This is a genomic window from Bacillus mobilis (assembly GCF_001884045.1).
GTDB classification, from domain to species: Bacteria; Bacillota; Bacilli; order Bacillales; family Bacillaceae_G; genus Bacillus_A; species Bacillus_A mobilis.
Window position 1 is genome coordinate 54,210 of the sequence record NZ_MACF01000078.1, and the last position, 14,431, is coordinate 68,640.

Annotated in this window: 13 protein-coding genes and 1 pseudogene; all 14 read left to right on the top strand. The window is 33.7% G+C overall.

All coding sequences use genetic code 11. The annotated features are described in order from the left end of the window. Window positions 1-41: 41 nt before the first annotated feature. A pseudogene (locus BAQ44_RS14220) lies at window positions 42-583 on the top strand (recombinase family protein). A gap of 585 nt (window positions 584-1,168) precedes the next feature. After that, entirely contained in the window at window positions 1,169-1,516 is a 348-nt protein-coding gene (locus BAQ44_RS14230) for an ArsR/SmtB family transcription factor (RefSeq protein ID WP_000416301.1), read from the top strand. 28 nt (window positions 1,517-1,544) lie between these two features. Beyond that, a complete protein-coding gene (gene arsB, locus BAQ44_RS14235; RefSeq protein WP_000072354.1) occupies window positions 1,545-2,600 on the top strand; it encodes an ACR3 family arsenite efflux transporter in 1,056 nt (351 codons plus the stop codon). A 26-nt stretch (window positions 2,601-2,626) separates the two neighbouring features. Then, a complete protein-coding gene (arsC, locus tag BAQ44_RS14240; protein ID WP_000428325.1) occupies window positions 2,627-3,031 on the top strand; it encodes an arsenate reductase (thioredoxin) in 405 nt (134 codons plus the stop codon). A gap of 65 nt (window positions 3,032-3,096) precedes the next feature. Further along, entirely contained in the window at window positions 3,097-3,456 is a 360-nt protein-coding gene (gene arsD / locus BAQ44_RS14245; protein ID WP_000717840.1) for an arsenite efflux transporter metallochaperone ArsD, read from the top strand. Between the two features lie 18 nt (window positions 3,457-3,474). Beyond that, window positions 3,475-5,238 carry an arsenical pump-driving ATPase gene (arsA, locus tag BAQ44_RS14250; protein WP_000182869.1) on the top strand — a complete coding sequence of 588 codons (1,764 nt, stop codon included), beginning with the start codon at window positions 3,475-3,477 and terminating at the stop codon, window positions 5,236-5,238. Window positions 5,239-5,261: 23 nt separating this feature from the next. Next, window positions 5,262-6,206 (top strand): thioredoxin-disulfide reductase, encoded by a 945-nt coding sequence (gene trxB / locus BAQ44_RS14255; RefSeq protein WP_000549739.1) that lies wholly within the window; start codon window positions 5,262-5,264, stop codon window positions 6,204-6,206. 16 nt (window positions 6,207-6,222) lie between these two features. Next, on the top strand, window positions 6,223-6,504 hold the full coding sequence (locus BAQ44_RS14260; RefSeq protein ID WP_001027747.1) for a HesB/IscA family protein: 282 nt from the start codon (window positions 6,223-6,225) through the stop codon (window positions 6,502-6,504). 27 nt (window positions 6,505-6,531) lie between these two features. Further along, window positions 6,532-6,960: a protein-tyrosine phosphatase family protein gene (locus BAQ44_RS14265; protein WP_033695785.1), complete on the top strand. Its 429-nt coding sequence runs from the start codon at window positions 6,532-6,534 to the stop codon at window positions 6,958-6,960. Between the two features lie 118 nt (window positions 6,961-7,078). Then, window positions 7,079-7,918, top strand: coding sequence for a heteromeric transposase endonuclease subunit TnsA (locus tag BAQ44_RS14270; protein ID WP_001129155.1), 840 nt, complete (start codon window positions 7,079-7,081; stop codon window positions 7,916-7,918). Then, window positions 7,899-10,043 (top strand): TnsB C-terminal domain-containing protein, encoded by a 2,145-nt coding sequence (locus BAQ44_RS14275; protein ID WP_000631828.1) that lies wholly within the window; start codon window positions 7,899-7,901, stop codon window positions 10,041-10,043. Before BAQ44_RS14270 ends, BAQ44_RS14275 begins: the two co-directional genes overlap by 20 nt. Continuing rightward, window positions 10,036-11,676 carry an ATP-binding protein gene (locus BAQ44_RS14280; RefSeq protein ID WP_001285624.1) on the top strand — a complete coding sequence of 547 codons (1,641 nt, stop codon included), beginning with the start codon at window positions 10,036-10,038 and terminating at the stop codon, window positions 11,674-11,676. The genes BAQ44_RS14275 and BAQ44_RS14280 overlap by 8 nt, the downstream gene beginning before the upstream one ends. 6 nt (window positions 11,677-11,682) lie before the next feature. After that, on the top strand, window positions 11,683-13,566 hold the full coding sequence (locus BAQ44_RS14285) for a TnsD family Tn7-like transposition protein (protein WP_000888139.1): 1,884 nt from the start codon (window positions 11,683-11,685) through the stop codon (window positions 13,564-13,566). 641 nt (window positions 13,567-14,207) lie between these two features. Beyond that, complete coding sequence (locus tag BAQ44_RS31055; RefSeq protein ID WP_169833827.1) at window positions 14,208-14,369, top strand: hypothetical protein; 162 nt, start codon at window positions 14,208-14,210, stop codon at window positions 14,367-14,369. The last annotated feature ends 62 nt before the right edge of the window (window positions 14,370-14,431 follow it).

Consider the following 14,431-nt stretch of genomic DNA (forward strand, 5'->3'; position numbering starts at 1 on the left):
AAAAAGGTTATGTCATGGAAATGAAATCCAGTCTATGACCCATTTTTACACGTATCCCGGCTGAACCCCAAGATGACTTGAAATGTGAAGAACAACTCAAAAGCTTAGAGAAATGTAATTGTACGATGATTATCTCAGAGGAACATTCATCGGCAAAAAAAGAGTACAACTTAAAAATATGATAGATAACCTAAAGCAAGATGATAAAATTGTTGTTACAAAACTGTTCACATTAGCTGATTCAACACGTCATCTTGTTGAGTTATTACAAGTCATTGATAATAAAGGTGCTTACATTTACTTTGTTCAAGAAGATATTGATACGAGTCATGCAAATGGGTATCATTTTGGAGATATTATAAAACATCTTGTTGATTTTCAAAGTGATGTAATTAGTGAAAAAACGAAGAAAGGCTTGTATGAAGGGAAACAAAAGGGAGTTACAGCAGGACGCCCAAGAAAACCTGATGAGAATGTAAAGCGTGCTATTGTAATGTATCAAAGTGGTAACTATAGTTTAGCTGAAATACGAGAAGAAACTGGAATCAGTAAATCTACTTTATATAGATATTTAGAAAATTAAATCACATTAAGGGCCTTTGTAAAAGGCTCTTTTTATTTTATCTAGGTACAGTATGTTTACAGTATGTAGTAACAACTAAAAAATAGAAAAAAGTGAATTATTAAGTATATAACTATATACTTATGTTATTGTTATAGAAAAGAATTTCTAACAAATCTTTACAAAAGGGATGAAAAATTTATTAAAAGGGGAGATCTATTTGATTGATCAATTATTTATTGTGGGGATTTACCTACTAATCATTTTTATGTGTACATATATCACATTAGAGTATCGACAGCATAAAATGAGTAAACAGTATTTTGTAGTATGGTTAGTTGCTGTTTTTTTAACAGGTCCATTCGGTTTTCTTTTATATCTGTTATGTGGCAAGAGATACAAAGGTCTGTAAGAATACGTTGTAAAGAAGTATTGTAAAGGTTTTGTAAAGAATGAGCTTTTCGGTTGATTATATAAGTAGTTAATTATATACTTATTTCAAGAAGGAGAGAAAATTAAAAAAGAATCTATTTAATGAATATTATGTTTAATTTTCGCTCAATATATAAGTGTATGCTTATGTATTTATAAATAGGAGGTGTGGATATGGAAAAAACGGTTATAGAATTAACAAGAGTGTCACAGTTACTAAAGCTACTAGGAGACAAAACAAGACTAACAATAGTATCAATTCTCAAACAACGTGAATGTTGTGTCTGTGAACTTCTTGAAGTGTTTGACATGAGTCAACCTTCAATCAGTCAACATCTTCGAAAGTTAAAGGATTTAGGCTTGGTGCAAGAAGAGCGTAGAGGTCAGTGGATTTATTATTCTTTAAATCAAACAAGTGATTTATACGCACTTTTAGAAGATATTTTAGCGCATGTACCAGACCAAACAGAGAAAATTAAACAAATTGAGAAGAGCAATCCTACACTCCAGTGTGGTTGTTAATAAATAGTTAGAAAGGGAAGTGAGAAGGATGAGCAACACGGGGAAAAAACGTCTGTCTTTCCTAGATCGATATCTAACCCTTTGGATTTTTCTTGCAATGGCAGTAGGAATTGGAGTTGGCTATATATCCCCTGGATTTGTTGAGGGCATGAATAGCTTACAAGTAGGAACAACCTCTATACCACTTGCGATTGGGTTAATTTTAATGATGTATCCTCCATTAGCAAAAGTTCGTTATGAAGAGATGGGGCGCGTTTTTAAAGATGTAAAAGTATTGGTATTATCACTTGTACAAAACTGGATTATTGGTCCTATTCTTATGTTTGCCTTGGCAATTATATTTTTACAGGATAAGCCAGAATACATGGTGGGCTTAATCATGATTGGTTTAGCTCGTTGTATTGCGATGGTTATCGTATGGAATGACTTAGCGAAAGGTGATACGGAGTATGCGGCAGGATTAGTTGCTTTTAACTCTGTATTCCAAATGTTATTTTTCTCAGTATACGCTTATGTGTTTGTAACAGTCATTCCAGAATGGTTAGGAATTGAAGGAGCTGTTGTAGATATTACAATGGCAGAGGTTGCAAAATCAGTCTTTATTTATTTAGGAATTCCGTTCATCGCAGGAATGTTAACACGTTTTATTTTTGTAAAAACAAAAGGGCGAGAGTGGTACGAAAAAGTATTCATTCCCAAAATCAGCCCAATTACATTAATCGCATTATTATTTACAATTATTGTGATGTTCTCATTACAAGGTGAAGCTATTATTAGCGTACCATTCGATGTTGTACGTATTGCAATCCCATTACTGATTTATTTTGTATTAATGTTCTTTATCTCTTTCTATATGGGTAAGAAAATTGGTGCAAGTTATGGAGTATCAACAACATTAGCATTTACAGCTGGAAGTAACAACTTTGAATTAGCAATCGCTGTAGCTGTAGGTGTATTTGGAATCCAGTCTGGTGCAGCGTTTGCGGCAGTTATCGGACCTTTAGTCGAGGTGCCAGTTATGATAGCGCTTGTAAATGTAGCACTTTGGTTCCAACGTAAATACTTTCAAACACAACCAAAATAACTAATTATAATAAAGGTGGAATTATCATGGAAAACAAAAAAACAATTTACTTCTTATGCACAGGAAACTCTTGTCGTAGCCAAATGGCAGAAGCTTGGGGCAAAAAATATTTAGGTGACAAATGGAATGTACTTTCTGCTGGTATTGAGGCACACGGAGTAAATCCAAATGCGATTAAAGCACTGAATGAAGTAGACATCGATATCACGGATCAAACATCTGATATTATTGATCGCGACATTTTAGACAAAGCGGATCTTGTTGTAACGCTTTGTGGCCATGCAAATGATGTATGTCCAACAACGCCACCACATGTAAAACGAGTTCACTGGGGCTTTGATGATCCAGCTGGTCAAGAGTGGTCTGTATTCCAAAAAGTTCGTGATGAAATTGGTGAACGTATTAAAAAGTTTGCTGAAACAGGAGAATAATTGAAAACAAAATAAGCCGAGAATTTTTTCTCGGCTTATTTTATAAAGAAGGGGAGAAATCAGAGATGAAAAAGATTGAAATTTTTGATCCTGCAATGTGTTGCTCTACCGGAGTTTGCGGCCCAAGTGTTGATTCAGAATTAATTCGTATATCAGTTGCTGTTAACAATTTGAAAAATAAAGGAATTGATGTAACTCGTTATAATCTTGCGAGTGAACCAGATGCTTTTGCTAATAACAGTGTTATTAGTCAGTTATTAATGGATAAAGGACCAGATGTGTTACCTGTAACTATAGTAGATGGAAAGATAGTAAAAGAAAGAGTTCATTTAACAAATGAAGAATTAGCACAATTAACGAATATGACGGAAGAAGAGTTAAGTCAGAAGCCAAAGATACGTTTAAATGTAAACGTAAAAAAATAGAGAAAGAAGTGAAAGGCAATGACAAACCTATTTAATCCAAGCACAATGACATTTACACCATTTCTATTCTTTACTGGTAAAGGTGGCGTAGGTAAAACATCAACCGCATGTGCAACAGCCATAACGTTAGCTGATATGGGGAAACGTGTTTTGTTAATTAGTACTGATCCCGCTTCAAATTTGCAAGACGTATTTGAAATCGAACTAACCAATAAACCAAAAGTCATTCCTAATGTTCCGAATCTACATGTAGCTAACTTAGATCCTGAAACAGCTGCTCATGAATATAAAGAGCGTGTTGTTGGTCCATATCGTGGAAAGCTACCTGATACGGTTATTGCGACAATGGAAGAGCAATTATCCGGAGCGTGTACAGTAGAAATTGCAGCTTTTGATGAGTTTTCTACGTTACTTACAAATAAAGAATTAACATCGAAATTCGATCACATTATTTTCGATACAGCGCCAACAGGACATACGCTCCGTCTTCTTCAACTTCCAACAGCTTGGAGCGGATTCCTAGAAGAAAGTACACATGGAGCTTCTTGTCTAGGACCGTTAGCGGGACTTGGAGATAAAAAAGAATTATATAGTCAAACTGTTGAAGCGTTATCTAATCCAAAGCAAACATCGTTAATGCTTGTGACACGTCCTGATAGTTCCCCGTTGCAAGAAGCAGAACGTGCAGCCAAAGAGTTAAAAGAAATTGGAGTTAGTAATCAATATTTGCTAGTAAATGGTGTTTTAACGAACTATGTGCAAAATGATAGTGTTTCTAAAGCATTGTTTACAAGACAAGTACGTGCGTTAGAAAACATGACAGAAGAACTGAAAGATCTTCCAGCTTATGAAATTCCATTAGTGCCGTTTAATGTTACTGGCATAGAGAATATGAGAAAGTTGGTTCAACCAATAGAAAATCTTTCAATTTCAGATGAAGAACAACACAATGTTTCTATACCACCTCTTCAAAACTTGATTACAGACCTATCTAAGACAGGAAAAAGAGTTATTTTTACAATGGGAAAAGGTGGAGTAGGAAAAACAACTGTAGCTTCAGCAATTGCAGTTGGGCTTGCTGAAAAAGGACATCATGTACATTTAACTACAACGGATCCAGCGGCACATATTGATTATGTTATGCATGGCGAACAAGGGAATATTACGATAAGCCGTATTGATCCAAAACTAGAAGTAGAAAATTACCGTAAGGAAGTTATTGAGCAGGCGAAAGATACAGTAGATGAAGAAGGGTTAGCGTATTTAGAAGAAGATTTACGTTCTCCTTGTACAGAGGAGATTGCGGTATTCCGTGCTTTAGCTGATATTGTTGAAAAAGCAAATGATGAAATCGTGGTAATTGATACCGCACCAACAGGTCACACATTATTGTTACTAGATGCGGCGCAAACGTATCATAAAGAAATCGCAAGATCTTCAGGTGAAGTACCGCAGTCTGTGAAAAACTTACTACCACGTCTTCGTAATCCAGAGGAAACAAGTGTTGTAATTGTAACGTTAGCAGAAGCGACACCAGTTCATGAAGCAAGTCGTCTACAAGAGGATTTAAAACGTGCAGAAATTTATCCGAAATGGTGGGTAATTAATCAAAGCTTTTATGCAACGCATACAATAGACCCAGTATTAAAGGGACGATCACAATCTGAAGTGCAATGGATTCAAGAAGTTCAAAAAGAATCAAAACATAATAGTGTGATTATTCCTTGGCAATCAGAAGATGTTATTGGATATGAAAAACTAAAAGAATTGACAGTTCAATAATTGTTCATTAGGAGGCATTCACAATGCATAAAGTCGTTATTTTAGGAACAGGACCAGCCGGATTAACAGCAGCTATCTACTTAGCACGTGCGAATATGAATCCACTTATTATTGAAGGAACTCAGCCGGGTGGACAATTAACTACGACAACGGATGTAGAGAACTTTCCAGGTTTCCCTGATGGTATTATGGGACCAGAGCTAATGGACAATATGAGGAAACAAGCAGAACGATTTGGTGCAGAGTTTAAAAATGGTTGGGTAGAAAAAGTGGATGTATCTAAGCGACCATTTAAAATCACTGTAACTGGAATGGAAGAGATAGAAGCTGAATCCATTATTGTTTCTACAGGTGCTTCTGCTAAATTACTCGGGATTCCAGGAGAGAAGGAAAATATGGGTCGTGGAGTAGGAACTTGTGCAACATGTGATGGATTCTTCTATCGTGGTAAAAAAGTCATTGTAGTTGGTGGTGGAGACTCTGCAATGGAAGAAGCAAACTTCCTAACAAAGTTTGCAACAGAAGTTCATATTGTACATCGTAGAGATGAACTACGTGCATCTAAAATCATGCAAGATCGTGCAAAAGCAAACGAGAAAATTACTTGGGGATTAAATAAAACACCGATAGAAGTAATAGCAGATGGAAAAGTTACAGGTCTAAAAGTGAAAGATAACGAAACTGGTGAGGAAGAAATTATTGAAACTGACGGTATTTTCATTGCGATTGGCCATCGTCCAAATACAGAGTTTTTAAATGGTCAAGTTAAGATAGATGAAGCTGGTTATATTGTTGTAAAACCAGGAACGACAGAGACAAATATACCAGGAGTATTTGCATGTGGAGATGTGCAAGACCATAAGTATCGTCAAGCAATTACGGCTGCAGGAACTGGTTGTATGGCTGCATTGGATTCCGAACGCTTCTTAGAAAATCATGCTGTGCATGATTGGAGTCAATCTTTATAAAACGGGGGAAGTTAAAATGAATATTACAGATAAAGCAAAAGAGTTTATTGAAACTGCTATGAAAGAAAATGGTGTTACAACATTACGTTTTACATTTGATGGTGCTGGCTGCTGTGGTCCTAGCTACGGTATTAATCTAGGCGAAGCACAAGAAAATGATGTCACAGAAACAGTAAACGGTATTCAAGTTGCAATGGATCCAAAGGTTGTTGAAATTGTAAATACATTGACACTAGACTATGTAGAAGATCAACAAGGTGCAGGCCTTGTTATTAGTGGCGGATCTAACTGCTGCTAAAGTATAAATAAAAGGAGACTAACAAACATGACGAACTATCACGAACTTGTAAAAGGAAAAGTATATATTGGTGGAGTAGACGCTATACAAGACGCAGTAAAAAAGCATGGGATTACAGAGGTGTTTGATTTACGTGCTGGAGGAGAAGAGCCAGAAGGATTTCCAGGTGAAGCTAAGCGACATGCTTATCCAATTGTAGAGGGTGTAGAAGGGCAAGATGAATCTGTTAAAAGTGCAATTGGAGCCGTTAAAGAAGCTGTAGAACGAGGAGAAAAAGTATTTTTCCATTGCTCTGGTGGACGAAATCGTACTGGTACGGTTGCTACAGGATTATTATTAGAATTAGGTCATGCTTCTAATGTAGAAGATGCAGAACAACAAGTAAAAACAGTTCGTTCTATTATTGCAATTAAACCAGAGTTAAAACAAGTATTACAAAACCTATATCAACACTAAGAGTGAAACGGATATTTTTTATAAAATATCCGTTTTTTTATAAACAAGAATATGTATTGTACGCATAAAAATATCCGATAATGGAAATGATAAAAATTTTTTAAGAGGGGATATGTAAATGGCAAAGCGTAAAAATGATTGGACGGAAAAGAAAATAGAGAAGTATATAAAAGAAGGCAGAGGACAAGGGGAGTTAAATAACTATAAACCCTGGTTAACGATACAAAATGTATCTTCAACGGGGAATAGCTCTCGTATAATGGGGTGGAAAACTAATAGGAGACATGAGTTTCTGTCGGATTTAGAGAGGGATTACTTTTTTATATTAGAATGGATAGAAGAAGTTATTGATATTCGTGAACAATTTCCATTAAATCGAGAATTGACATATAAAATTGCTGAAGAAAAAGGGATACATCATCCTATTTGTAAAGGAACTGAAACGTTAATAGTTCTGACAACAGATTTTTTCCTGACGGTTCGAGACGGAAAAGAAATTAAATATATTGCTAGGACTATAAAGCCTAGTAGTGAATTAGAAAATGAAAGGGTAATTGAAAAGTTTGAGATAGAAAGAGAATATTGGGAAAGGAAAGGAATCGATTGGGGAGTTGTAACAGAAAAGGATATTCCCGATACGATGAGTCAGAATATTTCGTGGATTCATAACCATTATTATCTCGAAGAAATTGAGGATGAAACTTTTGTGAAATTCTTTTTTAGTTACTTAATGACGTTTCAAAATGTGGATAAGAGCTTTATAGAAATCTGCAATGAGTTTGAAGAACAGTATAATTTGGAACAAGGTTCGTCAATTAATTATTTTAAATATTTAGTAGCTAGAAAGTTAATTTCTGTAGATATCAATACGCAAAAATTAAATATGCGAGGTTTACATATAAGCGAACTAGCTTTTAGTGAAAGGGGCGATGAGAATTTTGATTACGCTATCAGTTAATGAAATATTTAAGTCAATTGATGATTCAAAGATATACAGATTACTCTGGATAGATGAAAGTAATGTTATTACATATTTAATCGATGTATATGATGAAAAAGCTATGCCTTTTGTAGATACACTGAAAAGTCTTCAAGAAGGCTTTTCGAATGGACAGTATATGAAAGTAAGCAATGATGAAGTATTTCCAGTTGTAAATCATCAAGAATTGACAGAAAAAGATATACTTATGAGAGATAAGGCATGGAATATTATACAAGATTTAATAATTCAAGAACCTAACATTTATAAAAGAGATAAAAGAGGTACGTTAATTAGACAAACGAGAGGGAATTTTGGGTGCTCAAAACAAACGATTTACAAATATTTAAAGCGGTATTGGCAAAGAGGAAAGGTCAGAGATAGCCTACTTCCTGATTTTAAAAATTGCGGTAATAAGGGGAAGTCGAAGAATTGGAGCGGAAATAAGACGGGTAGACCGAGAATGACTAATAGCACGGGAATCAATATTACATCGGAATTAAAAGGAATATTCAAGAAAGCTATACAAAATTATTATTTTACAAGTCCAGAAAATACACTGACATATACATACAAAATGATGATTAGGGATGCTTTTCAGGCAAGCATTCGTTATCAAGATGGAACAAAGTATATTGTGATTGAAGACGCAGATACCATTCCTACTTTTCGACAGTTCTATTATTGGTTTCATAAAGAATATGGAGTTGAAGAAATTACGTCAGCTAAGCATGGGAGAAAGAAATTCGAAAGAGATCATAGGGCTGTTTTAGGTTCGTCTTCTTTTGAAGTTTTTGGACCGGGATCCAGATATCAAATTGATGCGACAATCGCTAACGTATATATAGTTTCTCGTTATAATTCTGATTGGGTATTGAAGAGACCAACTATATACTATGTAACGGATGTCTTTACCCATTTAATTACTGGTTTTTATATTGGGCTTGAAGGCCCCTCATGGACTGGAATGATGATGGCACTTTTGAATTCTACAGTTTATAAAAAGGACTTTTGTGCGGATTATGGTATTAATATTACAGATAATTGTTGGCCAGCAGCACATCTACCAGAGATTATTTTAGGAGATCGCGGAGAGTTAGAAGGATATAATGTAAATCATTTGATACAAGGGCTTAATATTACAGTGGAAAATAATCCATCCTTTCGTCCAGACTGGAAAGGCATTGTAGAAAAATTATTTGATACATCTCAAGAAACAATACGCCCCTTTTTACCTGGATATGTTTTAAAAGATTGGGGTGAAAGAGGGGCAAAAGATCCACGTTTAGAGGCGAAACTCAATATAGAACAATATACAAAAATTATTATCAATTTTATTCTGCATTACAATAAAAATTTCTATATGAAGAATTATATACGGGACAAAGATATGATAGTTGATAATGTAAAACCAACACCAATTGAATTGTGGAAATGGGGAATAAAAAATCGCTCTGGGAAATTACGAGTCGTTCATCCTGATATCATGAAATTTTATTTAATGCCGAGAGGTGTTGCTAGAATCACTGCAAAAGGAATCAGATTTGAAAAAATGTTGTATAGCTGTGACACGGCAATACAACAATCATGGTTTGCTACAGCAAGAACAAAGAAAAGTTGGAAAGTGGATGCTTCTTATGATCCTCGAAATATGAATAATATTTATATTCATACAAAGGATGAAAAGATATTTGAAAACTGCTATTTATTAAAACATCAAGAGCGATATCAAGATAAAGCCTTAGAGGAGGTTAGACAGTTAAATAGCTTAGAAAGTAAAGGTTACAAAGAAGAAGAACATATATTACTACAAAATGAAATTAACTTTTTTGATAATATTCAATCGATTGTTAAAGAAGCTGTTAAGGAAGCAAGCAAAAAACAAACAAAGCATGTAATAAAGAGAAAGAAAATTAAAGACATCAAGCATCATACCCAATTGGAGAGGAAAATGCGAAGAACTGAGGAAGTATTTCAACTTGATAACAATGAAGAAGAGGCTCTACCAGAGGTTATTCATTTGGATAAACAACAAGAAGATGAATTCAAGCGTCGCTCAGTTAAAGAATTATTTAATAAAAGGAGGAGGCATAAGCATGAGTGACACTCTAAGAGAAATACAGTTAGATAATGGGACATACGCTTTTCTAGCTCAATATCAGCAACAGCAATTAGTTGATTATCAGGGGAATCCGCTGATAGAAGCTTTACCTGGCATATTGTCATATGAAGAAGCTTTTGATCAACTTAGCTTCCTACCCAATTATCATGAAAAAGAAAGAAATTTATCAGATCATCATCGATTTCATGCCTTATTACGTTTAACTCGTTTTTTTCAACCAATTTCTCAAACATTAGACTTGGAAAGACGTTTTTCAAGATTTTTACGCTATGGATATGTGAATCGGAATCCTCTTCAAAAGCAACACGTTCAAGTATTAAATGAATTACATCATCAATTAGTAGAAAGAAATAATTTAAGTCTGCCGGCGGATATACGGGCTACTGCATCTAGTTTTACATTAATGGGTTTCTCTGGCATTGGAAAATCAACAGCTATAGAACGAATACTTTCATTATATCCTCAACTTATTATTCATAGAGATCCCCTCAATACGCTTCAAATTGTTTGGTTAAAATTAAATTGCCCACATGATGGGTCGTTAAAGTCATTATGTCAAAACTTCTTTGAAAAGATAGATCAATTAATTGGCACAAACTATCTCGAAAGTTATGGGAAATCCTCTAATTCTATAAGTTCAATGGTAACTAGGATGGGGCAAATTTCTAGACTACATTGTGTTGGTGCATTGATCATAGATGAAATTCAACATCTGTTGGCAGCGACAGGGGATGCCTCTGAGAAAATGATGAATTTTTTTGTTACCCTTATTAATGAAATTGGTATTCCGGTAATGATAATTGGAACCATGAGGGCTAGGAGCCTTTTACAAAAAGATTTTAGACAAGCACGTCGTGGTAGTGGACAAGGTGATATGGTCTGGCAACAAATGAGCAATAAAGAAGATTGGGAAGTTTTAATTACAAGTATGTGGGATTATCAGTGGACAAAGCAACATGTGGAACTAAATCAAGATTTATTAGATGTTATTTACGAGGAAAGCGAGGGTATTACTGATATAGCTATAAAGTTGTTTTTACTAGCACAGGGGCGAGCGATTGAAACGGGCATAGAAAAAATTTCATCAGAATTAATCAGAAAAGTGGGTAAAGAAGATTTAAGACTTGTTCAACCTATGCTTCAAGCTCTTAAATCTGGTTGTGAAACAGAAATTGCAAAGTATGAAGATCTTGTATCGTTAGATATACAAGATTATATATTTAATAAACTTCCAGTAATTGATATGAGAGCCAAACTCCAAGATAAAAAAGAAAAAATCGCACAAGAGCGTCAGAAAATAGAACCAACAAAGGTAGAGAAATTGATTATTTCCCTTATAAACTTAGATATAAACGAAAAGGATGCAGAAAGAGCAACAAAATATGTATTAAATAAATCACCTAACTCTAAAATTAGTGAGTTGATGAAAGAAGCTTTACAATATATTAAGGACAAAGGAAGCAAAAAGAAAAAAGTTGTAGTAGAGGATAAAAATAAATTAAAGTGTATCATTGATGAAGGTAAAAAGAATAGACAGTCTGCGTATGAGGCTCTCAATGGTGAAGGATATATTAAGGACCCTTTAAAAGAATTTAATTATAAAGAATCAAGGTGATGTAAAATGCTTGATTATTTTCCTGTACCGTATGAGGATGAATTGTTTTATAGTATAGTCTCTAGATATCATATTCGAAGTCCAGATTTATCAAAAAAGCATACTATGAAGAAGTTGTTTAATAAAAGTGGCTGTTTCTTCGGGATTGAATCCATTGGTGAATTAAAATATTTAGTTGATAATTTACAAGTGTTTTCAGATGTGTTTACTGAAAAGTATTTTATAGAAAGGCATTCACTGATTCCACTTATAAGACCATTTAAAACAAAAGAATGGTACGAACAATTAAGCATAGGAATCTCTTCAAAAGTTTATCAGAGTTTATTTAGTTTGAAAAAAGGGAATATAAAGTCAAAAGAGCATTTATATTATTGCTCTGTATGCGTAAAGGAACAATATCAACTTTATGGTGAAGGGTATTGGAATAGAGTACATCAGGTTCCAGGAGTTTTTGTATGCATTAAACATCAATTACCTCTAAAGAAACATCCGGTTAATATTATGACTTTTCGGTCTCATAATTTTATCTATCCAAATCTAAAGGATAGTAACAGCAATGAGATATTCATGGAAAGTGAACTTGTGGATGAATTAATAGGAATTGCAGAAGATGTAAAATATTTGCTAGATAAAAATTTTTCGTCTTTTTCAAAAGATTATTATGTTGAGAAATATGAGACACTTTTGAAGGTTAAAGGGATTGGATACCCCACTTTAAAAAGACATCAGCGCTTAAGGGAGTTACTTCAAGATCATTATTCGCAAACCCTATTAAGGATGTTAGAATCCTCATTTAAAATAGATGAAAGATTATCATGGGTAAATTATATTCTGGGGAAAGGTAGTATACAATTTTGTCATCCCATTAGGCATATATTGATTATGCGATGTTTGTGTGGCTCAGTAAAAAATTTTTTTGAAAATGAATATTTGTATGAACCCTTTGGAAAAGGTCCATGGTTATGCATGAATTCCCTATCGAATCATTATTTACAAAAATGTGTAGATAAGGTGGAAATCAGTGTTCACGGATTGAATCGAGAAATTCAAGGGGATTTTGAGTGTGATTGTGGTTATATATATAGACTTAGGGAATGGGAGCAAAACCCCCTAGAAGTTGCATTCTTTAATAATAGGATTATTCAAAAAGGCCACGTATGGGAAGTGGAGTTTAGCAAACTTTTATCTAGTGGATTAACACAAAAAGAAATAGCTATGAAAACGGGTTTTACACCACCGACTATACGAAAAATATTGAAGGATCGTAAAAATGTCCCAATTAAAAAATCGAGAGAAGACAGTTTGAAGGTCGCTCGAGAAAAGAAAACAGCTCAGTACAAGCATAAATGGATACAATTACGAAATAAATATCCAGCGTATACGAGAGCGAAATTAAGTGGTTTAAATAGAGCTGCATATGCGTGGCTAAGCAATTATGAGAGAGCGTGGTTAGAGGAACATTCACCACTTAAGGTTTTGGGGAAGCATTCAAAAAAAAAGAGTGTAGAAAGCTACAATAGAGAAGATTTAATATTAATCGAAGAAGCAAAAAAAATAGTTGATAACTGGGATGAATATGAAAAAAACAGAGGTAAGTTAATTAGAAAAACGTATGCAGCTGTTACGAAAATATTAGGTGTATACCAGAAATGTCAAAAAAAGAAAAATCATTCTTTATTACAAAGTTACATTGTCACAGTTGAAGAATCTTTACAAGATTTTCAAAAAAGAAGAGTTCGATATTTATTAAATACAAAATTCAAAGATAAAGTAGTTACTTTATCTAAAATAAAAGAGGCTGCAAGTATAAAGGTGGCTGTAAGGGAAGGCGAAGGGGATATAAAAGAATACGTTGAAAAATTGATCAAAGCTCATAATCAAACAAACTAAAAGATAGTATGGGCTAAGGATTATAAATCATCGTTTTTAAAACAAAAAAATTCATTCGTGAGTTTAAAATAAATATAACTCTTTTATAAAAAGGATAAACCGAAATCTTTCTATGATTTCGGTTTTTTTATTGAGATATAGTGAGTATGATGAATAAATAAGAGAAGAAGAAAATTAATATCGAATGTATAAACAAACAAGGGGATATAGATAGAAAGTTAACCCATTTTGTTCTGAACTTTTGTTTTACAAGAAAAAATATAAAGAGTGTGTTTTGATCCTTTTCAGAACACACTCTTTATTTATGCTCAAGTATTGAGTGGGAGTGTATAAATTTTTAATAATTTATTTTAGTAGGATAGTCCATAACTTTCTTGTAATAATTAAGATAGTATGCATTCCTAAAGGAAATACATTAGTGTTCAACTTTCTTGTAATTATTTTCTCTTAAGGGCCTTAAATATAATGGTTTAAAAGCATATTAGTAAAAGGGTTTGTTGTAATTAAACACGTTGTGAACTTAAAAGAAAGTTGTACATTTTACAACAAAGTAGCAGTATTAGTGTAAAACTTTCTTTTAACAATACACGTAACAGTTTAACTAGGGGACTTTATATAAAAGAAAGGTGTGTATTAAGTATATGGATATTATGCAACAATTAATGGACGTAGATAAAAAAGCTAGGGAACGAGAAAGAATGGAACTCATTCAACGATTTTATAATGAGGGAGTTTCTATCACGACAATTGCAAATGCGACAAATATGTGTGAAGAGGAAATTTCTTATATATTAAGTAACTAGTAGCCATATTTGATGAGATGAATAGAGGAGAAAAAGATAGAATTGTAATTCTATCTTTTTTT

Bases quoted from the DNA above. Each gene is read 5' to 3' on its own strand.
- BAQ44_RS14285 (WP_000888139.1), top strand. From the start codon at position 11,683: ATGCTTGATTATTTTCCTGTACCGTATGAGGATGAATTGTTTTATAGT.
- arsD (WP_000717840.1), top strand. From the start codon at position 3,097: ATGAAAAAGATTGAAATTTTTGATCCTGCAATGTGTTGCTCTACCGGA.
- BAQ44_RS14280 (WP_001285624.1), top strand. From the start codon at position 10,036: ATGAGTGACACTCTAAGAGAAATACAGTTAGATAATGGGACATACGCT.
- BAQ44_RS14270 (WP_001129155.1), top strand. From the start codon at position 7,079: ATGGCAAAGCGTAAAAATGATTGGACGGAAAAGAAAATAGAGAAGTAT.
- BAQ44_RS14230 (WP_000416301.1), top strand. From the start codon at position 1,169: ATGGAAAAAACGGTTATAGAATTAACAAGAGTGTCACAGTTACTAAAG.
- BAQ44_RS14265 (WP_033695785.1), top strand. From the start codon at position 6,532: ATGACGAACTATCACGAACTTGTAAAAGGAAAAGTATATATTGGTGGA.
- BAQ44_RS14260 (WP_001027747.1), top strand. From the start codon at position 6,223: ATGAATATTACAGATAAAGCAAAAGAGTTTATTGAAACTGCTATGAAA.
- arsC (WP_000428325.1), top strand. From the start codon at position 2,627: ATGGAAAACAAAAAAACAATTTACTTCTTATGCACAGGAAACTCTTGT.
- arsB (WP_000072354.1), top strand. From the start codon at position 1,545: ATGAGCAACACGGGGAAAAAACGTCTGTCTTTCCTAGATCGATATCTA.
- arsA (WP_000182869.1), top strand. From the start codon at position 3,475: ATGACAAACCTATTTAATCCAAGCACAATGACATTTACACCATTTCTA.
- trxB (WP_000549739.1), top strand. From the start codon at position 5,262: ATGCATAAAGTCGTTATTTTAGGAACAGGACCAGCCGGATTAACAGCA.
- BAQ44_RS31055 (WP_169833827.1), top strand. From the start codon at position 14,208: ATGGATATTATGCAACAATTAATGGACGTAGATAAAAAAGCTAGGGAA.